The 18,874-nt window shown below is 42.0% G+C and carries 24 protein-coding genes and 1 pseudogene; 7 read left to right on the top strand and 18 right to left on the bottom strand.

Annotation, left to right across the window (positions count from 1 at the left end; genetic code table 11):
- The 5 genes from AC6I3O_RS09825 to AC6I3O_RS09805 form a co-directional block, all read right to left on the bottom strand.
- The gene (locus AC6I3O_RS09825; protein WP_497850734.1) at positions 1-816 is read right to left on the bottom strand and encodes a ParA family protein; all 816 of its coding nucleotides are present in this window, start codon (positions 814-816) and stop codon (positions 1-3) included.
- A gap of 124 nt (positions 817-940) precedes the next feature.
- Positions 941-1,843, bottom strand: a complete 903-nt coding sequence (locus tag AC6I3O_RS09820) for an RpnC/YadD family protein (protein ID WP_497850733.1) — start codon at positions 1,841-1,843, stop codon at positions 941-943.
- A gap of 76 nt (positions 1,844-1,919) precedes the next feature.
- Positions 1,920-2,102, bottom strand: coding sequence for a hypothetical protein (locus AC6I3O_RS09815; protein ID WP_497850732.1), 183 nt, complete (start codon positions 2,100-2,102; stop codon positions 1,920-1,922).
- Between the two features lie 769 nt (positions 2,103-2,871).
- The gene (locus AC6I3O_RS09810) at positions 2,872-3,753 is read right to left on the bottom strand and encodes a hypothetical protein (RefSeq protein WP_497850731.1); all 882 of its coding nucleotides are present in this window, start codon (positions 3,751-3,753) and stop codon (positions 2,872-2,874) included.
- A 199-nt stretch (positions 3,754-3,952) separates the two neighbouring features.
- A complete protein-coding gene (locus tag AC6I3O_RS09805; protein ID WP_497850730.1) occupies positions 3,953-4,141 on the bottom strand; it encodes a hypothetical protein in 189 nt (62 codons plus the stop codon).
- Positions 4,142-5,054: 913 nt separating this feature from the next.
- On the opposite strand from AC6I3O_RS09805, the gene AC6I3O_RS09800 reads away from it, so the two are divergent.
- From AC6I3O_RS09800 to AC6I3O_RS09790, 3 genes are read left to right on the top strand one after another with little or no spacing between them, the layout of a single operon-like run.
- Positions 5,055-5,315, top strand: a complete 261-nt coding sequence (locus AC6I3O_RS09800; protein ID WP_497850729.1) for a hypothetical protein — start codon at positions 5,055-5,057, stop codon at positions 5,313-5,315.
- A complete protein-coding gene (locus tag AC6I3O_RS09795) occupies positions 5,308-5,850 on the top strand; it encodes a hypothetical protein (RefSeq protein WP_497850728.1) in 543 nt (180 codons plus the stop codon). The genes AC6I3O_RS09800 and AC6I3O_RS09795 overlap by 8 nt, the downstream gene beginning before the upstream one ends.
- A 2-nt stretch (positions 5,851-5,852) precedes the next feature.
- A complete protein-coding gene (locus AC6I3O_RS09790; RefSeq protein ID WP_497850727.1) occupies positions 5,853-6,035 on the top strand; it encodes a helix-turn-helix domain-containing protein in 183 nt (60 codons plus the stop codon).
- A 303-nt stretch (positions 6,036-6,338) separates the two neighbouring features.
- Here the strand turns inward: AC6I3O_RS09790 and AC6I3O_RS09785 are convergent, their stop codons facing one another.
- From AC6I3O_RS09785 to AC6I3O_RS09725, 13 genes and pseudogenes are all read right to left on the bottom strand, one after another.
- Complete coding sequence (locus AC6I3O_RS09785; protein WP_497850726.1) at positions 6,339-6,767, bottom strand: hypothetical protein; 429 nt, start codon at positions 6,765-6,767, stop codon at positions 6,339-6,341.
- Positions 6,768-7,132: 365 nt separating this feature from the next.
- Positions 7,133-7,723, bottom strand: coding sequence for a Fic/DOC family protein (locus AC6I3O_RS09780; RefSeq protein ID WP_497850725.1), 591 nt, complete (start codon positions 7,721-7,723; stop codon positions 7,133-7,135).
- A gap of 35 nt (positions 7,724-7,758) precedes the next feature.
- Entirely contained in the window at positions 7,759-8,187 is a 429-nt protein-coding gene (gene tnpA, locus AC6I3O_RS09775; protein ID WP_497850724.1) for an IS200/IS605 family transposase, read from the bottom strand.
- 145 nt (positions 8,188-8,332) lie between these two features.
- On the bottom strand, positions 8,333-8,503 hold the full coding sequence (locus AC6I3O_RS09770) for a hypothetical protein (RefSeq protein ID WP_497850723.1): 171 nt from the start codon (positions 8,501-8,503) through the stop codon (positions 8,333-8,335).
- A gap of 131 nt (positions 8,504-8,634) precedes the next feature.
- Entirely contained in the window at positions 8,635-8,829 is a 195-nt protein-coding gene (locus AC6I3O_RS09765; RefSeq protein WP_497850722.1) for a hypothetical protein, read from the bottom strand.
- Positions 8,830-9,102: 273 nt separating this feature from the next.
- Positions 9,103-9,372 (bottom strand): annotated as a pseudogene (locus tag AC6I3O_RS09760) (DEAD/DEAH box helicase family protein); the annotation flags it as partial.
- 311 nt (positions 9,373-9,683) lie between these two features.
- Positions 9,684-10,967, bottom strand: coding sequence for a tyrosine-type recombinase/integrase (locus tag AC6I3O_RS09755; RefSeq protein WP_497850721.1), 1,284 nt, complete (start codon positions 10,965-10,967; stop codon positions 9,684-9,686).
- A gap of 1 nt (position 10,968) precedes the next feature.
- Positions 10,969-12,162, bottom strand: coding sequence for a tyrosine-type recombinase/integrase (locus tag AC6I3O_RS09750; RefSeq protein WP_497850720.1), 1,194 nt, complete (start codon positions 12,160-12,162; stop codon positions 10,969-10,971).
- A gap of 19 nt (positions 12,163-12,181) precedes the next feature.
- Positions 12,182-12,370 (bottom strand): helix-turn-helix domain-containing protein, encoded by a 189-nt coding sequence (locus tag AC6I3O_RS09745; protein ID WP_044984356.1) that lies wholly within the window; start codon positions 12,368-12,370, stop codon positions 12,182-12,184.
- A 113-nt stretch (positions 12,371-12,483) separates the two neighbouring features.
- Positions 12,484-13,023 carry a type II toxin-antitoxin system PemK/MazF family toxin gene (locus tag AC6I3O_RS09740; protein WP_497850719.1) on the bottom strand — a complete coding sequence of 180 codons (540 nt, stop codon included), beginning with the start codon at positions 13,021-13,023 and terminating at the stop codon, positions 12,484-12,486.
- A 735-nt stretch (positions 13,024-13,758) separates the two neighbouring features.
- Positions 13,759-14,235, bottom strand: a complete 477-nt coding sequence (locus AC6I3O_RS09735) for an RNA polymerase sigma factor (RefSeq protein WP_497850718.1) — start codon at positions 14,233-14,235, stop codon at positions 13,759-13,761.
- A 440-nt stretch (positions 14,236-14,675) separates the two neighbouring features.
- Positions 14,676-14,873 (bottom strand): cysteine-rich KTR domain-containing protein, encoded by a 198-nt coding sequence (locus AC6I3O_RS09730; RefSeq protein WP_497850717.1) that lies wholly within the window; start codon positions 14,871-14,873, stop codon positions 14,676-14,678.
- A gap of 6 nt (positions 14,874-14,879) precedes the next feature.
- The gene (locus AC6I3O_RS09725) at positions 14,880-15,344 is read right to left on the bottom strand and encodes a PadR family transcriptional regulator (protein WP_497850716.1); all 465 of its coding nucleotides are present in this window, start codon (positions 15,342-15,344) and stop codon (positions 14,880-14,882) included.
- A gap of 244 nt (positions 15,345-15,588) precedes the next feature.
- Between AC6I3O_RS09725 and AC6I3O_RS09720 the strand changes: the two genes are divergently transcribed.
- The 4 genes from AC6I3O_RS09720 to AC6I3O_RS09705 all read left to right on the top strand — a co-directional run bounded on the left by AC6I3O_RS09720 (position 15,589) and on the right by AC6I3O_RS09705 (position 18,675).
- Positions 15,589-16,182 carry a DUF6431 domain-containing protein gene (locus AC6I3O_RS09720; RefSeq protein WP_368444840.1) on the top strand — a complete coding sequence of 198 codons (594 nt, stop codon included), beginning with the start codon at positions 15,589-15,591 and terminating at the stop codon, positions 16,180-16,182.
- A 90-nt stretch (positions 16,183-16,272) separates the two neighbouring features.
- Positions 16,273-17,541, top strand: a complete 1,269-nt coding sequence (locus AC6I3O_RS09715) for a DDE-type integrase/transposase/recombinase (protein WP_039909679.1) — start codon at positions 16,273-16,275, stop codon at positions 17,539-17,541.
- Complete coding sequence (locus AC6I3O_RS09710) at positions 17,541-18,347, top strand: ExeA family protein (protein ID WP_497850715.1); 807 nt, start codon at positions 17,541-17,543, stop codon at positions 18,345-18,347. Before AC6I3O_RS09715 ends, AC6I3O_RS09710 begins: the two co-directional genes overlap by 1 nt.
- Before the next feature lie 13 nt (positions 18,348-18,360).
- Positions 18,361-18,675, top strand: coding sequence for a DUF6618 family protein (locus tag AC6I3O_RS09705; RefSeq protein ID WP_004604849.1), 315 nt, complete (start codon positions 18,361-18,363; stop codon positions 18,673-18,675).
- The last annotated feature ends 199 nt before the right edge of the window (positions 18,676-18,874 follow it).

Here is an 18,874-nt window from a genome sequence, read left to right as displayed (position 1 = left end):
TTATCTCCCTATCCCCGTATAACTGGTTACGAAATGCTTATAATCCTGCGCCGCACCACAGCATGGGCTGTACTCGTAGATTGGTTTCTTTACAAAAGAATTTTCTGCCACCTTTGCAGAATACCGAATCCTGCCAAGAACCTTATACTGCCTGTAATGCTTACTTTCTGCATTGTCCCATTCCTGCCTGAGCCATTCTAACCCTGCTGCTTCCCCGTCCGTATTCTGGTAAATCGTTATCAGCACGCCTTTTAGTGACAAAGACGGATTCAGAGCTTTTGCGTCCTCAATCTGCCCGGCCACAATATCCAGCCCTACTAAGGAATTTTCATCAATCTTCACAGGAACAATGACTTCATCCGTCACCTCAAGGGCATTGACCACATTGATTCCAATATCCGGGGGATTGTCTATGATACAGTAATCATATCTTTCACAAATGCTATCTTCTGTCTGATTGTTGATACTGGCTTTTACAAATCTCCGGTATCTCCCTGTCATATCATCCCCGCCTTCTCGCACCAGATTCCAGGCCGCACCAAACAATGACAGATTCGACGTGATAATATCTATCCCTTCATAAGCTGTCACCTGTATCAATTCCTCCGGATTCTGCCAATGACCGCTTAGTATCTTTGCGGCAGGTGCAGTCTGTTCTGCCTCATACCGTTCAAATGCCTTGCTCAGATTCCCCTGCTTGTCGTTATCCCACAATAAGACCCGATTTCCCCTGCGCCACAATTCATAAGCCATATTTACCGAAGTAAAACTTTTCGCAACCCCGCCCTTTAAATTTAGCAGACTGATTGTTTTCATACTATTCCTCACCATCCTTGATTTATATCTGGTATATTGCTTCATGTCCCTATCAATTTTTATAGCAACAGAAATAAAAAACGCCATCAGATTTACTCCGATAGCGTTTTACACCGATAATAAGTTATATGCCAAACATTTTTCTCGTACTTTCTACTTCTTCCACACTACAGCCAAGATTCTTTGCAATCTGCTCATTTGTTAAATCCGGGATTTCCCTTACTGTCTGAAAAATCTTTCCAGATAAAATCAAGCCTTGTTGTACTCCTTGTTGTACTCCTTGCTGTATCCCTTGCAAAATCCCTTCCTGCCTTGCTTCCTCTTGCTTCACCTGTATATCTTCCTCATAGCTATACTCCGCAATCAACATATTCTCCACCTCGCTTCCTTTCCTCTTTAAATAATCTGCCAGAATCCCCTTTTCAATACATTCCCTGATTGCCTTTTTAATGGCCCTTTCTTCATCCGAATACTTTCTCACCGTGCTGATAAACTGGCTATATTCCCTTAGTATCCCGCATTTATCCAGAATCCCATGCGCTTTATCGGAATTAATGTTAATGACCTTCACCTTTAATTCTACGGAATTTTCTCCTGCCGGATTCATAAATGCGTCTGACAAAGATAATACCTGTTCTAACGGCTGTTCCTTCTCGCCATTGTAAAATACATAAAACTCTGGGGTCGGTATCTTCACCAATGTCGTCCTGTAGCGTGCCTTGCTGTCTACCAACTGCTCATATGCCCTTCCCACATACATCAAGCAGCGCAAGGGCATATTTCTATTGATAGTACTCATATGTTCTCCGAAAACAAGCACCTGCCCATTCACCTCACAAGAAATGTCATTCTTGAAGTTCTTATATAAGACATCATCAATCTTTACCTTCCGAATAATCGTTTCATCCTCATAGTTTGTATCATGCAACGCATTATATAAACTCAGCAGATTCTTCTTTGCCGTTTCATCCTGGTAAAAGAGGTCAACAAAGAGACTATCTTTGTACTCCCGGTTCTCCTTCTCCATTGTCCTGCACCTGCCTTTCCTTTCTCTCTATACTACCATACTTCATTTTATGTTTCAATTATCGGTTTCAATATCTTTACGGACATTTCCTTACACCTACCTTCCTATATTTACGGCTGCTACATTTGAGATAATCATTGGTTGATTTGTAATTGCTGATTACAACTACGGGTTCTTCGCATTCGCAGCAAATAAAATCACCGTCACCAATCTCTACCAGATTTTTACAGAACTCGCAGATAGCCATTCTTTTGCCCAAATTTTCTCCCTCCTATCTCTTGTCTGACATTTTCACTCCCTTTGTCCTAAAATCTCCAACGGCCACTATCCTTCCTATGGCTGCATGGCATGGATACTGCCTTTATCAGATTTCCTCTGTAATAAACATAGCAAAAATCCACACTTTTCTACTCTGGCACTTATACAAGTATCATTAGAATCATATACCATTACAATCCACTACTTTGACTGATTTTGTTTATTATTATATAACATGGGCATACAGAATCGACTCTCAAAGAATCTAAAGCGACATCAAGAGGGAATGTACTCACAATTCCCAAAAACATCTATTATTCAATAGCCTATGTTCCAAATCCATCTATCAACATTCTGATAGAAATCCTATAATAATATTTTTAACTTTCATACTAAAAAATTGTGTCCGAATCGGACACCCAAAACCTTAGATGTCTGTCATTCATCCTTGCACCTTGGATTCTTCTCTGATTTTTGATACCGCTTCTCCTTCCGTGTCGCATTGTCCCTTACCACTACTTGGTGATATTTCTCTAACATTTGGTCTTTTCAAGGCTCTCTCCATACTGCCGCAGGAAATTCAGTAAACTTATTATTTTCATATCCTTTCCCATCCTTCCATATTTATTTCTAACATACAGCTCTTTGTACTGACAATTATCAATATCCCTGTACCAGTTATATCCTGCACCCGATAATCTTCTCCATTAAATTATGGCAGCAAAAAACGCTGCCAGATCCTCTCCGACAGCGTTTCTGATAACTGGTGACTATATATCAAACATTTTTCTCGTACTTTCTACTTCCTCCACACTGCAGCCAACTTCTTCTGCAATCCTCTCATTTGTAAGGTCAGAACATTCGCTTACAACCCGGAAAATCTTTCCAGATAATATCAATCCCTCTTGTCTTCCTTCACGTCTTCCTTCTTCTCTTCCTTCTTCCAATAATAATTCTGCAACCTGCGTCATACGTACAACCTCCTTAATATATTTTGCTGTTTCAGAATCAATAATCTTATCAGCAAACACCAAAATCCCAGATAATACAAATGTCTTTTTCTCTTTATTCACAATCTTCTTTGCCAGTTCAACTGCTTCTTTTACTGCCTGCTTTTTCTTCTCTTTCCCTTTATATGTCAAAGGCAAAATAATCAATTTCATCAGTTCGTCATCTGATAACGGCAGTCCATGCTCTAATTTCTCCCTGATCTCTTCCTGTACAGTTTCGGGATCTATTTTACTAAGAAATGCCTGCTCCATCTTTAAAGTAAGACAGCCTGCCGAAAATTCTTCAGGCGCTTTCTCTACATCCGCTGTATATATGACAATCATACGGATTTGCTTTGGCATCTCATCCTTTTTATACCTTTCTAAAATTCGTACAATGTAGTTCAGGTACTTTAAATGATTCTCCCATTTAACATCACTCTCATAATCTATAATTGCAACCGAATCATCTTCCAAAAGAAACAGATTATCAAGCCTCATTTCATTTACCTGTATCTGTGGAAGATTTGTTGGCAAAATCTGTTTGATCTTAGGCACATCAATCCCATAAACCTTCAAAGATTTATCTTTAAAGTTCTCTGCTAAAATCTTAGACAGAACATCCTTATTATGATAGGTAATCTCTCTTTCATTGCTGCTCATATACCTTTTAATATCCTTCCCTTCTTTATTTTCTTTTCGGGATACTTCTCTTTCTTCTATACTATCATACATCCATTAGGGATTCAATCAAACATTTTGAAATCTCATGCGCTTTATCTGAATTTATATTAATGACCTTCACCTTAATCTTCATATTATCACACTCCAATTAGGGTTTCCATTATCGGTTTCTAATATCTCAGGCACATTTCTGTCTCCCCGGCTTCTTAAATTTCCGGCTCCTGTATTTTAAATAATCTTTTGTTGCCATGTAATTACTGACCGCAACTGCCGGTTCTTCACATTCACAGGAGATAAAATCTCCCTCACCGATTGCAATCCGATTTTTACAGAATTCACATACAACTACCTTCTTCTTTTTCCCCATGCATTCTCTCCTTCCATATCCTTATCAGAGGATGTGTCCAATTTGGACACCTGCAACTGCATTCATATCAATCCTCCGTATAGAATCTTTCTGTTACCTTGCATACATATCGCCATTGTCATAGACACGATAAGTGACTACATCTCCTCCAATGCTGCCTGCCACTTCTACAAAATCTAGTGCTTCTCGGCATTCCATTATCAAGCTCTTCCTGTGCTTTTTCCTGTGCGCAATTTATCCTTTCTTTGTTCATCAACATCTTCATTACCTCCACTTCTGAATTCAATATAGAATATGTTTACAATGATAATCAAAGAGGCCGGAACTTCTCTGCTTTGGTCTTTTTGATATCACATTTATAATATATAATCGAATTTATCGGATTCGGCAATTTATTATGAATAGTCTGTTTGCGATTCATAATCGAACAACTAAAAAGATATGATATTGTTAGCCACAATCCATAACAGTTAATATAATCAAACAAAATTCACCAGAATCCATTATCAAATATTAAATTTTAACAGCAACTAACAACATATTTTTAATTGCCGATGGTAATCATATAGACCTGTTTGTGTGTACACTTTTTTCATGTGAAAAATCAGAAAGCCCCATAATATAAGGCTTTCCCTGTATACACAATGGTCTGATTACCTGTTGGAATGCCGTCTCCCATATACAGGGGGACGACCAGCACACTATCAACAATATCTTTATCTACTTATACTATTATATTATATTATCTATTCTATTTACTACTTATCCTTATATCTATATATCTTTATCTAAATATCGTATATATTATATAATCTTCTTTTCATTACTTTTATGTTATAACTATTGATTAAAAATAACAAAATATACCGTTATTTACATGAAATTAATACAATCTGAAAGGAGTCTACAAAACATGAAGAAAACAGAACGTGGAGACTATCGTTTCCACTCAGGGACAAAAGAAGTGCTGAATAAAAATGCACAAAAGGCAGGTAAGAACGCCTCAGCTTATTTAGAAGATTTAATCCTTAATGACAAAAAGAGCCCCTCCCATGAACAACTGATTGAACATTCGTTAAAAGAAAACCAACTCATAAACAGCCTGCTTACCAGTGACGAATTATCACTCAAATCTAAGCAGTTTATCGGAAAGGAGATAAAAAATTATGTCTGATATTCGCATAGAAGTTTTTAACGGGGATTACAGCAATGACGATGTATATGAACGTGTGTTAGGCTATATCGCACAAAAAGAATTTGTCAGCGGTTATGGCTTTACCTGTAACCAGGATTTGTCAATCATAGAACAATTTAAACTGAGTGAATGTTATTCCTCACAAAAGAACCCTCAGAAAATATGGCATTTCTGCATTACCTTCGCACGTCATCAAGACTTTAACTGGCTGTTACCAATGGCTGTATGGATTGCAAAATACTTCTCCCCAGGCTACCAGGTATTATACGGTCTGGACATGGAACGGGGCGGACACTCTTATTCACCTACTGGGACTTATCATTATCCATCCAAAAGTTCAAAAGACAATGCCCCACATCTGCATTTTGGAGTCAATGCGTTCAGCTACCATCCAGAGGCTTCCGTCCTTACAGCCGAGATTATGCAGGACTGCATGAAACATATCCAGGGTAAGCTGTCGGCCATGTATCCGAACATGACAGTAACTTTACAATTTCAAGGAAAGAAGGGATAAGAATGTTTGAACCATATGACGATATCCTAACGATAGAAGAAGTTGCCGAACTGCTACGGATTGGCATGACTCAGGCATACCGGATTGTACGCTCAGGTAATTTGAAAGGATACAAAGAAGGGAAGGACTGGAAGATTCCCAAACAGGCTCTTATCAATTATGTGGTATCTCAGAGCCATCTATAATCACTCTTTCACGAATCACTCTTTATCATTTATCACTTGATTACAACAATCCAAATCAAAAATTTTATTAAATCTCTGTAGGATAGACTGCACTTCTATCCTACAGATAAATGATTCCAAACGATGTCCTCTTTACGATATCACTGCCTAACAACACATCCGCCAGAACTTTTGCGGCAATGAATATTCGCATATTTTTACTCTAGCATTGATAATTCAGCCTTATACTCAATTTCTACATCTAATTCATCAAAGCCAAAATAATATTACTCCCATTTCCCAACTTCATCATCACGAAACCTCTTACAGAATATCGGATAAGTCAATACCCAGTTCTTTCATTTCTTCCTCGTCAGTACCAAGATCACCATACAGAAATTCCAAAAATTCACTGCTGCTGTTATAACGGTCCGCATGTGCTTCTGCATAGATTCCGATTGCATTTGCTAACAGGACTTTAAGCCTTTCTTCCGCTATAATCTCCGGTATTTTTCTACCGTTTTTATTATACAAGCTCATATTTTTCTTTCCCCTCCCTTCTCTCACCAGATTCCAAACAGCGCAAAACTTATCGGCTACCCACAAGGGATAGCGGACTTCATTGTTATTATAATCGTTAAAGGAAAATAATCTAATAAATCTGGTTGTATGCCAATCAAATTGATAGTAAAAATCCTCAGAGACATACCGCCTCTGAGGATTCCCCTTACATAACTCTACATTTTTCTCCATATTTTTGTCTCTAAATGGTACAAAATTGGTACAATCTTCTTATACCTAACTGCTGCGCATTGGCATGACCCAGGCATACCGGATTGTACGCTCAGGCAATTAAAAGCTCTGTAGGATAGATTGCACTTCTATCCTACAGATGAATGATTCCAAATGATATCCTACATCAAATCTTTTTTGAACTGCTTGGCACTACTCCCTCTTCAAGCTGCCTTCATTTGTCTGAATCAATGATAAATTTTTGACTACAATATCGACAAACAATCCTCATTCCAGCTATTCTGAATCATCAAGAGTTTTTATACATTTACGAATCAATAATTCCATCTTTTCATATTTACACACAAATGACTCAACACTCGCTTCTAACATTTCCCCTCATTTGCCATGGAAAAATCAAGATAAAATTTCCCTGTATTTTTACACAACTGCTGACAATAAATCCTCTGTGCTCGCCCATTCCCCTCTCTAAAAGGGTGTATTACATTTATTTCTGACAAATAATATGATATCTTTTTGCTTACATATTCAATATCTTTTTCTCCTTTTAAAAAATTGTCTTGTTTTAACTTCTCATATAGTTCTAAAAACTGCACTTCGATAAATTGCACCAAGCAGAAAATATTTCCTTTTGCAATATCAACAGTCCGTATCTGTCCAGCCCAATCATAAATATCTTCAAAAAGAAACTTATGGATATTTTTCAAATGTGCAAGATCGAAATTACCTGTAATGTCATCTACCAAAACAGCAGCCTTGATAATCGAAATTTCTCTTTCCACCATACTTAGCTGCTGTCCATTATGAATATTAAATTTATTTACTAATACTTGTGTTCCCGGATAACAATATTTTATATCCCCATCATCTTTATATTCATAATAATAATCACCAACCCCCACTTCAAGTGGGGGTTTGAAAAACGCCCCCAAGGGCTCTGTTACTGCTCGCCTCAAAGGCGGGTGTCGCAAGCATATATTACTTGCTACCGCTAAAAAGCGGCTCCTTTACTTTCTTCTTTTCGGGACTCTTCTGACTGTTCCCGGATGTATTTCTTTATGGCATCCTCTGTTACATTTCCTACTGTTGCCACGTAATACCCTCTTGCCCAAAATGCTTTATTCCACTTACTTTGTTGTTCCGGATGCCTGTCATATATCATGAGCGTACTCTTCCCTTTCAAGTATCCCATAAAACTTGATACGCTTATCTTGGGCGGTATGCTCACGCACATATGTACATGATCGGCACACACAGCTCCTTCTATAATTTCTACTCCTTTGTATTTACATAAGGTGCTTAATATCTCCCGTACATCGCAGTTCAACTGACCGAATAATTTCTTTTTTCGATATTTTGGTATAAATACGATATGGTACTGGCATTTCCATTTCGTGTGTGATAAACTTTTACTGTCCATTTGGACCGCCTCCTATTCTTGAGATTGGCTTGCGACACCTTTCTCATTTTAACATAGGAGGCTTTTTTATAATATCCTCTTCGTCACAACTTACTCTATTCTCCCCAGCATAGCTGGGGGATTAGCGATTTCATTTATTCATCTGCTATTCCTTCTCTGCCATATACTTACGCTTTATTTCCTTTATGACATCCTCTAAGCTACGTTTACCTGTAAGTACATCCATGATATTCTTTTCGTCATTCTCTGTAGCATACATCCCTTCCATAGCAAACGATGCTTTTGTTGTATTTAAAACAGTCTTGACTGGTAACATTAAAATTCCTTCCTTCTCTTAAAATTTTCATATTTATTATGACAGAAAATAAATTACATTCATAAACTTTACCAACTCATTGTTTTATACAGGTTTCTTCCCATTTTGTTCTAAATATGACTCTACCCGCTTTAAAAATAATCCAATAATTTTTTCTTACGACTTTTGCAAAATATCTGAATCATCAAGACCAACTTCCTGCCATCTATCCGTTCATCGGCTGATAATTCGCCTGCATGATACAGACACATCATCTCATTCTTAAAATATGCCAACTCCTCTATTACATTCTCATCCGATACAATCTCTTTTTCGTATCTTGTCATATAAAAAGGAATATAGATTCTGCATGTATTTTTCTTTTCCTCACTAATATTATAGCAGATATCTTTCTAAATTACACTAACGTTTTCTGCAATATACTTCTTTCATAACAACATTCTAATTTTCTGTTGCTGTCTTTTCGACGAATTCTGTTCACTGATATGCTGAATCCATATAGTCCATCTCGTCTTCTATCGTCCTTTTATACACCATATATATTGTTTATGCGTTTTGATATTACAATATATTGTATACCCACAAATATCAATATGCTAGGACACAAAATACTCCACCGCATTCTCAGGGAACATCTCCTTGAATTCTCCATAGAGTTGCGCCGCAAGCGTCTTGTTGTGGGCGATGACCAGCGTCGGCTTCTGCAATTCCTGAATGACATTCGCCATCGTAAATGTCTTGCCGGAACCCGTAACCCCTAGTAAAGTCTGGAATTGATTGCCCTCCTTGAAGCCTTTGACCAGCTCGGCAATAGCCTGCGGCTGGTCGCCGGTGGGCTTGTAGGGGGCTTGTAATTTGAACTCTGGCATATAAAAACCTCCAATTTGTGACCGAAAAAAGTTTGCTTATTCGCCCGAAATTCGTGTAATTTGATTTTCGATTCGTGTAAAATGGGCTTGCAAAGCTGGCGAATAAGCGTTAAAATAGCAATTACACGAATGCAGGTCACAAAACCGTATTTTTGAAACGTAACAACACTGAATAACACCAGCCAGTACAGATAGTATTATCCAGTCATTTGGTTTTTCATTATAACACATAAGTCAAAAAAAGTACAGACCAAAATCGAACTTTTGTTCTGTACTTTTTTATGTGATTCGGTTATGCCAGTATCTTAGTTTCACGCAAGAAATTCACCGATTTGTTCTATATAATTATCTTCTGAAAAATCTGTACCGCTTTCACTTTCCTCCTTTGGGATTACTTCATCAATAAACGGCTGGAGATCGTCTAAACAGTCCTCGATGATTTCGGCGGTATCTCCGTAAACATCTATGGTGATGATTTCTTTCGCATGTCCCATTAGCTGTGATACCGCTTTGGGATTGAAATTGTTCTTTAATAAAATGGTACAGAAGGTGCTTCGCAAATCATGCCACCGTATATCGGGCAGTCCATTGTCCTCCAGCAGCTTCTTGTAATGCCTCCAGTGAAAATCCTTGCTTCTCGGACGCCCATAGGTGGAACAGCAGATATAATCCAAATCCTGAAATGTGCCTGACCGCCTTCTGCGGTTCTTCTCATACACTTTCCTTTCTTCCAGAATGGCTTCAAACACATAATCCGGTATGGGTATGGTTCGGTAGCTGGACGGCGTTTTCAACCCAATTTCCTGTTTTGTAAACGTCTTAGCCGGGAAGTCCCCGGCAGTCGTGTTTGGCTTCTTGCCTAACTGCCGCTGCACTTTCAATGTCCGATTGATATAATCTATATCCGAATATTTTACCCCATTGATTTCACACCGCCTCAATCCCAACAGCACTGCAAATAATACCTGCATATGGATTGGCGTTTCCCTGCTCGCTTCAATGAGCGTTAAAACCTGCTCCATATTCAGCGTCTTTTGTGTATCAATGTTCCGGGTGTGGTAGACTTTCTTTTCTACCTGCTTTGGCAGAGCCACATCAATCGTCGGATTTATGGAAATGATTTTCTTATTCACAGCATACTGCATGGACGTATTCATCACCGTTTTTACCAATCTTGCGGTAGAAACGGAAGCCGCCGCTTCTTCATAATAAAGGCTCTGGATATGGCTCCGTTTGATTTCCGTCATTCTGATGTTGCCCATCGCCGGAATCACATGGTTATTGACGATATTGGAATAGGTTTCATAGGAGCCGCTTGTAATGCGTGGGCGCATTTCTTTTTCAAGCCAGAACAGCATAAAGTCTTTCACTTTTACGCTGGTATATACCACATATGTGCCTGAATATAATTCGCCCAGCGTCTTGTCCCTGTCCGTGTTCGCCGCTTTCTTTGTAGCAAACCCGGATTTCTGCTGTGGTATTTTTGTCCCGTCCGCATAAATCAGCACCACACGATAGCCAAACTTATTCTTAATCGGCGTGACGTTATAAACCTTCCAGTCCACAAACTGCTGTAATTTCAAATCAAATTCCATGTTATCCTGTCCCTTCCCTGCCTTCAGGGATAAAAGCGTCATTCATAAAGGCAATAATCTTTTCTTTCTCATCCATGACGTCACAATAATATTCAAAGGTTGTATTGACAGAACTATGTCCCAATAACCCTGATATTTTCGCAAGCGGAACACCCTGCTCCACCAAAATAGTGGCAAACATATGGCGGAGTCCATGCACGGTTACAGCAGGAAGCCCATTCCGCACACACAGCTTTGTCAAAGCGTTGTTCATGGCGGACAGGCTATGTACCTTTCCATTTGCCTGACAACTGATATAATCGTTATCAATAAAAGCCTCCTGCATCTTTTCTTTATACATATCTATCTGACATTTTCTTTTCTCCAGCTCTGTAATAATGACCTCCGGCACACGCAGTACCCGGAAACTGTTGGGCGTTTTGGGATCACGTTCGATTAAAATATTTTCTTCAATCCTGCTCCCCTCTTTTATAATAGGGTTTGCAACAATCTGTCTGCTGATTTTCACACTACGGCGTTCTAAATCAAAGTCGGAAAATTTCAGCCCATAGATTTCGCCTTTCCGCAGTCCGCAAAACAGTCCCAACAGAATTTCCAGATACCAGTTATCCTTTGAAGCCGCCTGAAGGAGTATTTTGATTTTCTCCCTGCTGAGAACCACGATATTGGGTTTCTTTCGCTTATACGGCTTTGTTTCCGGCACGGGATTCACATTGATATAGCCCTCTATGACTGCCTCTTTCATGGCAAGATTCAAAATTTCCCGCCCCTTATTTCCTGCCGAAACACAAGCCTTTGATGTCCTCTCCAGAAGTCCGTCCAGGTATTCCACGCTGACAAACCTCATCTTTATATCATAATCAATGTTTGGGATAATCAAGTCATATAAGGCGTATGCCCCAACCATTCTTGTTGTCGTCTCAATTCTTTTTGAAAACACTTCCTCAAACCAGTAGATAAGATAATCTTTAAATAGAACGTCTTTATTGGATTTGCTGGAAAGCTGCTGTTTCCGCAACAGCGCATTAAATTCTTCCTCGCATTTCCGATAACTGGCCTCCGCCTCTGCCTGACTGGAAAACCCGCCTTTCTTTCCATATTTAACAATGCCGTTGTCTTGCAGTGCCTTTGTACGGTGATACCATGAATTTCGTTCAAAAAAAGCAACACTCTTTTCCTGTGTTTTCTTTCCCATTCCTATCACCTCCGCACGTTTAGCTTGCTCCATTTAACCATTGATCGAATCCCTCTTTGGGAACCCGGTACAGCTTTCCTATTTTTATCACCCTGAACGGTTTCTGACTCTCATAGGCTTCATCCAGAAATGCGTATGCCTTGCTTCTGCCAATACCCAATAGCTTCTGAATGTCATCAGCGTCATAAACCTGTTTTTGCAAATTCATGGTATCTATATCAGTCACCTCCCGAAACATGGGAAGGGACTGCTTGCTATTATCATAGCTTCACAATCCCTTCCCGTCTAATGTGCGAATTTTCAAATCGCATCCTTGACTTTTCAATTATCCTTGTTCTCACTGCAATACCTTTTCCTTATTAAATAATCGTATCCCTGCCTGCTGTTGCAAAATATACAGGTATCCTTCAAATTTTGATTCTTATCTGCCCTCTGGATAAAATGCTCTTTGGAATCATAAAAAGGTTTTGCACATATTGGGCACAGACACATCAAAATCGGTTTATCCCGTTTTCTCATCCCGGTGCTGGAGCATAATGCTTTATCAACCTTCAACATTTGCTGTCTGTCCAGCGTCCCGATATAATCCCCCAGTCTCTTTTTGTCCAGCGTTCGGACTTGCTCTAACAGCACAACAGAATCTTTTTCCAGACCTTGCATATCTGCCGGAATCGGGACATGAGTGGGCATTTTTGATTTTGGCCTGCTTGTAATTGCCGCTACAATTACGGTTGGGCTGTATTGATTCCCTCTGTTATTCTGAATCACTAATACCGGACGGTATCCGCCCTGCTCACTTCCGAAAACGGGATTTAAGTCTGCATGGTAAATATCCCCTCGTCTGATTTTTCTTTCTTCCATAATAAAAATGTCCTCCATAATCTTTATTTCCTGAATCCAGTCTGATTTTTCTTTCATGGCAGAAAATATAAATTTGCAGAATACATCTTGCCTGCCGAAAAAACTGCATTTCAGGTATGTATCAGCCGAACACAAAAGCATGGCTTTTTGATTATTCTTCAGAATATTTTCATGTTTTGTGTCCGGCTACCACTTTTAGCCTGATAAGCCTATTTGTCCTCGACACCCCGGCTTACATATCTACCGCTTTTACGGCAAATATAGGGAAGTCACCAAACGACTGGCTGCTGGCCAGCTCCACGGGAATCGTACCCCTCCGGGGATCGCCCGGAGCCGCCCTCATTGGTTGCGGCGTTTTTATACCTAATGGGTATTTACGCTCGACCTGTGACTGGACGGGAGTATCATTGTCCCTGCTGCCTGTTATCGCCCTGCCAGTAGCAAGCTGGCAGTTATAGCCCGGTATTTTTCGCTCCTTAAACGGGGATAGGACAGCCGCAAACCATTGTCTTTCTGTCTGTGCGATTTCGTTGCCTTTATCTCCATCCAGCTCATGGCGTACCTGCTAACGTGGCTTACGCTCATCACGATAACAACAGGAATGTATTTGATGAATGGGTATGAAATTTTCATGGTACAAACCCATTCACCACATAAATGCAGAAAACAGGTGAAGGAATTTTTATCTCCCTCACCTGTTTCCTCACTTATCAGGCAAAACCCGAAAGTCCTTTTTTAATTTTTTTCAAAAAACTTTTTCAGGCTTTGAATTGCCCCGTGGATACTGTACTCTACTGCTCTGGTTGAACACTTTTCCCGCTCTGCGATTTCCACATAGGTCAATTCCTGAAAATAATGCAGTATTAGCCTCTTCTTCTGTTTTTCCGGCAGTTCGTTGATTGCCTTATGTAGCTTTTCTGTCTGAAGCCTGCGGAACACGATTTCCTCCATGCTGTCCGGCTTTTTCATTGCTCTCATATTCAAAGTGTTTTCCCACACCTCGGATTGCTCAATATGCCTGTCCACCACGTTAAGATACACCAAATCGCTTAATTCAAAAGAATCAAACGTGTCATACAGCACCTTGCTGATTTCAAGTTTATGTAAAGCACCTTGTCCGTCTTTAAATGAAACATAATACTGGCCGTCTTTCTCGAATATCGTATAAGGATTGTACTTATCCTTTCTTCTTTTTGGGCGATTACCCTCCATGTCCTTTCCTCCAATCTGAATTTTTTGTCAAAAATTCAGATTGGAAGGCGGTGAGCGGCAACCGATGATGAATAACGCCCTGCGGCGTAATCCGGCAAAAAACGACAAAAGAAAAACCGCAAAGGCTGTCACACCTTTACGGTCTATGGAGAATTTATTTCTATTATGTAGAAATTTGACCTCTACTTGTGGGGTAGAAAGCCCCCTTGCATTGGCAAGGATTTTTTTAGCGGGTTATCCGTCCCTTTATATCGTTTTTGAAAATAGAAATTGCTATTTGTAGGCAATAAAAATCCCTCCAAACTTGAAACAGGTTTGGAGAGTGTTTGTTAAGTCTTTCGGGCATAGCAATACCGCCCACCAAATCGCTGTTTTTTTTAATTTGGTGGACGTATCTACCTATGGTTCTGTAAAAAGAAAAGCCGACAAACTGTGATTTCTCACACGTTCATCGGCTCTGCATCTAATGTGTCTGGCTCTGTGATGACTGTTACTTGCAAATTCTTTGCTTCTATCAATGTTTCCTGCCTGCATTTTGGGCAGTAGAGAGGATAATTTTTCAGAACAGTATCCTCCCTAACCTTGTTACGGGTTTTACTTCCGCAGACAGGACAGAATATCCATTCTACTTTACCCATAACAAATTATCCTAATTTCTTTTTTAGTGTTGCTATCCATTCTTCGATTGCCTGCACCAACAAAAACTGCTGATGTAAAACAGCCATACCCGTGGCAGGAATATCGGGAGCATTTTCTTTCATAGAAATATTCTCCTCAAGATAAGATTTCAACACATTGATATTGCTTTCAATGTTATCCAGACATTCCCTCTGTTGTTCCTTCGCCATACTTTCTAAGTTTACGATAACAGCATTAAAATCCAAAAATATATTGATTGGTTTGCAGGATATTTCAATCATCAGTTTCTCGAATTCCTCATTTCCTGCATCCGTCAAAGAATATACCGCCTTTTCGGGCATTTTTCCATCTTTCTCCGTGCGGCTTGTGATAAGCCCCTTTTCTTCCAACTGGATCACCTTTTTGTATATAGATGGTGTGCTGATTTTTACCCATTTTGAGATGTTGTCGTCCCGCAAACTAAAGTTCAAATCTCCCGCACAAAAACGTCAAATTAAAATCTCAAGTCCCAAATAACGTCTATAAGAATGTGCTGTAGGAAGCAGCACGTTTTCCTCTTGACCATTCCATGCTGTTCCGATATAGTTTTTATGGAACGAAAAAAAGAGAAAGAACAGCACCCCTACAGTTCGTTCTTTCTCTCATACACCAGTGTGCCTGCCATATACGGGATCATGTCCCACTCTTGTGACTCCGGCACTACCGACATATACTATGATAAGAGAAAACTCCCTGTTTTGCAAGCTGATTCGTATAAAAACTTCATCTAAAGTCCTGTTTGATTCTTTCATGGAGGGATTCTGCCCTGAGCTGCAGACCTGTCCCTGTTGTGGGGCTAAGGGAAGCTGCCGGATCCATGCCTACTATGGCCGTTCTCTGGTGGACTTCGTGGGTGGCACCCCTGTCCGCCACAGCCTCTGCATTCTGCGCCTTATCTGTACCTGCGGCCATACCCATGCCATCCTTCCGGACTTCATCATCCCCTACTCCGGCTATGGCCTGTTCTTTCTCCTGCGTGTCCTGGCGGAGTATTTCCTGCACCTGTCTACCGTGGAGAGACTCTGCGAGCGCTTCTCCATCTCTCTTTCCCAGCTGCGCCGATGGCTGGATCTTTTCCGTGTGCAGAAGGTGGAATGGCTGGGCATCCTCTCTTCCGTGGAGATATCCGCCCTTTCTTTCCTGAAGGCTCTGTCCATCCAACCCGCCTATTCTGATTTTGCTTCCGCCTTTGTCCGCCGCTTTGCGAAATCCTTCCTCCAGTCCCATAGGAATCCGGCGCCTTACTGCCAGCAGGTATTCGGCCCGTGAAATGCTTTCCCTCAACCACACGCCATAGGTATGGCTTCCTTTCCCCACCTCCCTCATAATGGTGCAAAACAACCTAAGGAGGATATTTTTATGGACAACAATCAAAAGAACCTTTCGGATGCAGCCGCCATGGCACAGTTCCGGCTCGCGCTCATTGCACCGGTCATCCATGACCTTTACCCAGATGCGTCCAGGAACGCCTACTACCAGCGTATCACCGAGAACCCTCTCACCCTGCCGGATGGTTCTGTGTTCCGCTATAGCCCCAAAACCATCAGCAAGTGGGTATCCCTTTACCAGAACGGCGGCATCGACGCACTTATGCCCCGGGAGCGCTCCGATAAGGGTGCCACCCGGGTGCTGCCAGATACCGCCATCGAAGAAATCTGCCGGCTCAAGGCGGCTTTCCCAAGACTGAATTCCACCCAGATCCACAAACATCTTGTGGAAGAAGCCTTCATCCCTGCTTCCGTCAGCGTCTGCGCAGTCCAGCGTTTTGTGAAGAAGCATGACCTGAAATCGGCATCCAACCCAAACCTGAGGGACAGGAAGGCCTTCGAGGAAGATGCCTTTGGGAAAATGTGGCAGGCGGATACCTGTTACCTTCCTTATATCACGGAAAACGGCCAGCGCAGGAGGGTCTACTGCATCCTGGTCATTGATGACCATTCCCGTTTCCTGGTGGGCGGCGGACTCTTCTATAATGATACGGCCTACAACTTCCAGAAGGTGCTCAAGGATGCCGTGGCCGCTCACGGGATCCCGTCTAAGCTCTATGTCGACAACGGTTGCAGCTACGTGGGTGCGCAGCTCTCCCTGATCTGCGGTTCCATCGGCACCGTCCTTTTACATACAAAAGTACGGGACGGTGCCTCCAAAGCCAAGATAGAACGCCAGTTCAGGACACTCAAGGAAACCTGGCTCTATACCCTGGATATGGATTCCATCACCTCCCTGGCGCAGTTCAACGGGCTCCTTAAGGATTACATGCGCTCCTACAACACTTCCGTCCATTCCGGCATCGGCACTACACCCCTTGCGCGCTACCAGCAGACCCGTTCTTCCATCCGCAGGCCTAAGTCCAGGGAATGGCTGGAGGAATGCTTCCTGAACCGTATTACAAGGAAGGTGAACAAGGATTCTACCGTCTCCATCGACAGGGTGGCCTACGACGTCCCCATGCAGTTCATCTCATCAAAAGTGGAGATCCGGTTCCTTCCGGATGACATGTCCTCCGCCTTCATCCTTTACGAAGGGGAGCATTACCCCATCCGGCCTACGGATAAGAACGAAAACTGCAGGACCAAGCGCAATAACGCACCAGGCATTGACTACTCAAAGTTAGGGGGTGGCTGTTGATGTTCCGTTCTTACTATGGATTATCTTTCAATTCTTTTGATAAACAAATGGCCCGGGAGAAAGACCGTTTCCTTTCTAAGGACATTTCTGAGATGCTCTCCCGGCTGGACTACTTAAAAGATACCAGGGGCATCGGCCTGTTCACGGCACGCCCCGGCATGGGCAAGTCCTTCGCCCTGCGCTGTTTTGCAAAAGGACTCAACCCCAACCTCTACCACATGGAGTACATCTGCCTCTCCACCGTAAGCGTCATGGAGTTCTACCGCCAGCTCTGCTCCGTCCTGGGGGTGGAGCCAAGGGGCGGTAAGCCCGGGATGTTCCGCGCCATACAGGAGCAGATCCTCTACCTTTACAAGGATAAGAAGCAGCCCCTCCTCCTGGCCGTTGATGAGGCCCAGTACCTATCCACAGGCATCCTGGAGGACATCAAAATGCTCATGAACTACGGCTATGACTCCCTGAACTGCTTCACGCTCATCCTGTGCGGGGAACCCCATCTTAACAATACCCTGCGCAAGCCCGTTCATGAAGCCCTGCGGCAGAGGATCACTGTGCACTACAACTTCTCCGGTCTCTCTGATTCGGAGGTGGCGCAGTACGTGCTCCATAAGATCACCTGTGCGGGAGGCTCTTCCTCCATCATAGAGCAGGCCGCCCTTTCCGCGGTCCACAGCCACTCCCAGGGAAGTCCCAGGCTGGTGGACAACCTCATGACTAACGCTCTCACCCTTGGCGCACAGATGGAGAAGAAGATGATCGACACAGAAGTGATACTAGCCTCCGTCAGCAGCCAGAATCTTGGGTAGGGAGGTGCTGCTTATGGAATATAACTGTATCCTCAGGGATGGTCCCCGCAGGGAAATCTGGACAGGAAAGATCCTCTTATTACGGTGGCGGCCTGGGTGGTATGAAGCAGAGATCAATGGGCGGGGGACTTACTTCCACATCCTGGCCGGGCAGCATAAATATGGGAATTACCTTTGTATCCCGAACCATGATGTAGGATGTGAACTGTCTGATTTTTCTGATATTTTTTGGAATGAGGGGCGGCTCAGCAGTCTGATGCGGAAGGTAGATGCAGTTACGGTTGCCTCTGGCTTGGCTTATCTCCCGACTCTGGCTGACAAACAATGAACCACCTATATGCATCTTGTGGCCGTGGATCTTACGACAGGATCTATGGCCTTTTGCGTTTCAAAGGAAAAATCAATACCGGCAGTGTGCAACATTTTCGACAGCATTATGCATTTGCAGAAGGCACTGCGCAGTCTACGGGAGAAAAGTTGGAAAAATAATTTGCTGTTTGCGTCTCCCTCAATTCGCCGCCCAACAA

The sequence above is a fragment of the Sporofaciens sp. St.21A7 genome, from assembly GCF_059728535.1.
The sequence above is the reverse complement of the archived record's forward strand: the minus strand, read 5'-3'. Positions and strand labels throughout refer to the sequence as shown.

What these genes read in the sequence shown, in the direction of transcription:
- AC6I3O_RS09825 (WP_497850734.1), bottom strand. Translation starts at nt 816, where the DNA reads ATGAAAACAATCAGTCTGCTAAATTTAAAGGGCGGGGTTGCGAAAAGT.
- AC6I3O_RS09820 (WP_497850733.1), bottom strand. Translation starts at nt 1,843, where the DNA reads ATGGAGAAGGAGAACCGGGAGTACAAAGATAGTCTCTTTGTTGACCTC.
- AC6I3O_RS09810 (WP_497850731.1), bottom strand. Translation starts at nt 3,753, where the DNA reads ATGAGCAGCAATGAAAGAGAGATTACCTATCATAATAAGGATGTTCTG.
- AC6I3O_RS09805 (WP_497850730.1), bottom strand. Translation starts at nt 4,141, where the DNA reads ATGGGGAAAAAGAAGAAGGTAGTTGTATGTGAATTCTGTAAAAATCGG.
- AC6I3O_RS09800 (WP_497850729.1), top strand. Translation starts at nt 5,055, where the DNA reads ATGAAGAAAACAGAACGTGGAGACTATCGTTTCCACTCAGGGACAAAA.
- AC6I3O_RS09795 (WP_497850728.1), top strand. Translation starts at nt 5,308, where the DNA reads ATGTCTGATATTCGCATAGAAGTTTTTAACGGGGATTACAGCAATGAC.
- AC6I3O_RS09790 (WP_497850727.1), top strand. Translation starts at nt 5,853, where the DNA reads ATGTTTGAACCATATGACGATATCCTAACGATAGAAGAAGTTGCCGAA.
- AC6I3O_RS09785 (WP_497850726.1), bottom strand. Translation starts at nt 6,767, where the DNA reads ATGGAGAAAAATGTAGAGTTATGTAAGGGGAATCCTCAGAGGCGGTAT.
- tnpA (WP_497850724.1), bottom strand. Translation starts at nt 8,187, where the DNA reads ATGGACAGTAAAAGTTTATCACACACGAAATGGAAATGCCAGTACCAT.
- AC6I3O_RS09770 (WP_497850723.1), bottom strand. Translation starts at nt 8,503, where the DNA reads ATGTTACCAGTCAAGACTGTTTTAAATACAACAAAAGCATCGTTTGCT.
- AC6I3O_RS09765 (WP_497850722.1), bottom strand. Translation starts at nt 8,829, where the DNA reads ATGACAAGATACGAAAAAGAGATTGTATCGGATGAGAATGTAATAGAG.
- AC6I3O_RS09755 (WP_497850721.1), bottom strand. Translation starts at nt 10,967, where the DNA reads ATGGAATTTGATTTGAAATTACAGCAGTTTGTGGACTGGAAGGTTTAT.
- AC6I3O_RS09750 (WP_497850720.1), bottom strand. Translation starts at nt 12,162, where the DNA reads ATGGGAAAGAAAACACAGGAAAAGAGTGTTGCTTTTTTTGAACGAAAT.
- AC6I3O_RS09745 (WP_044984356.1), bottom strand. Translation starts at nt 12,370, where the DNA reads ATGAATTTGCAAAAACAGGTTTATGACGCTGATGACATTCAGAAGCTA.
- AC6I3O_RS09740 (WP_497850719.1), bottom strand. Translation starts at nt 13,023, where the DNA reads ATGGAAGAAAGAAAAATCAGACGAGGGGATATTTACCATGCAGACTTA.
- AC6I3O_RS09735 (WP_497850718.1), bottom strand. Translation starts at nt 14,235, where the DNA reads ATGGAGGGTAATCGCCCAAAAAGAAGAAAGGATAAGTACAATCCTTAT.
- AC6I3O_RS09730 (WP_497850717.1), bottom strand. Translation starts at nt 14,873, where the DNA reads ATGGGTAAAGTAGAATGGATATTCTGTCCTGTCTGCGGAAGTAAAACC.
- AC6I3O_RS09720 (WP_368444840.1), top strand. Translation starts at nt 15,589, where the DNA reads ATGATAAGAGAAAACTCCCTGTTTTGCAAGCTGATTCGTATAAAAACT.
- AC6I3O_RS09715 (WP_039909679.1), top strand. Translation starts at nt 16,273, where the DNA reads ATGGACAACAATCAAAAGAACCTTTCGGATGCAGCCGCCATGGCACAG.
- AC6I3O_RS09710 (WP_497850715.1), top strand. Translation starts at nt 17,541, where the DNA reads ATGTTCCGTTCTTACTATGGATTATCTTTCAATTCTTTTGATAAACAA.
- AC6I3O_RS09705 (WP_004604849.1), top strand. Translation starts at nt 18,361, where the DNA reads ATGGAATATAACTGTATCCTCAGGGATGGTCCCCGCAGGGAAATCTGG.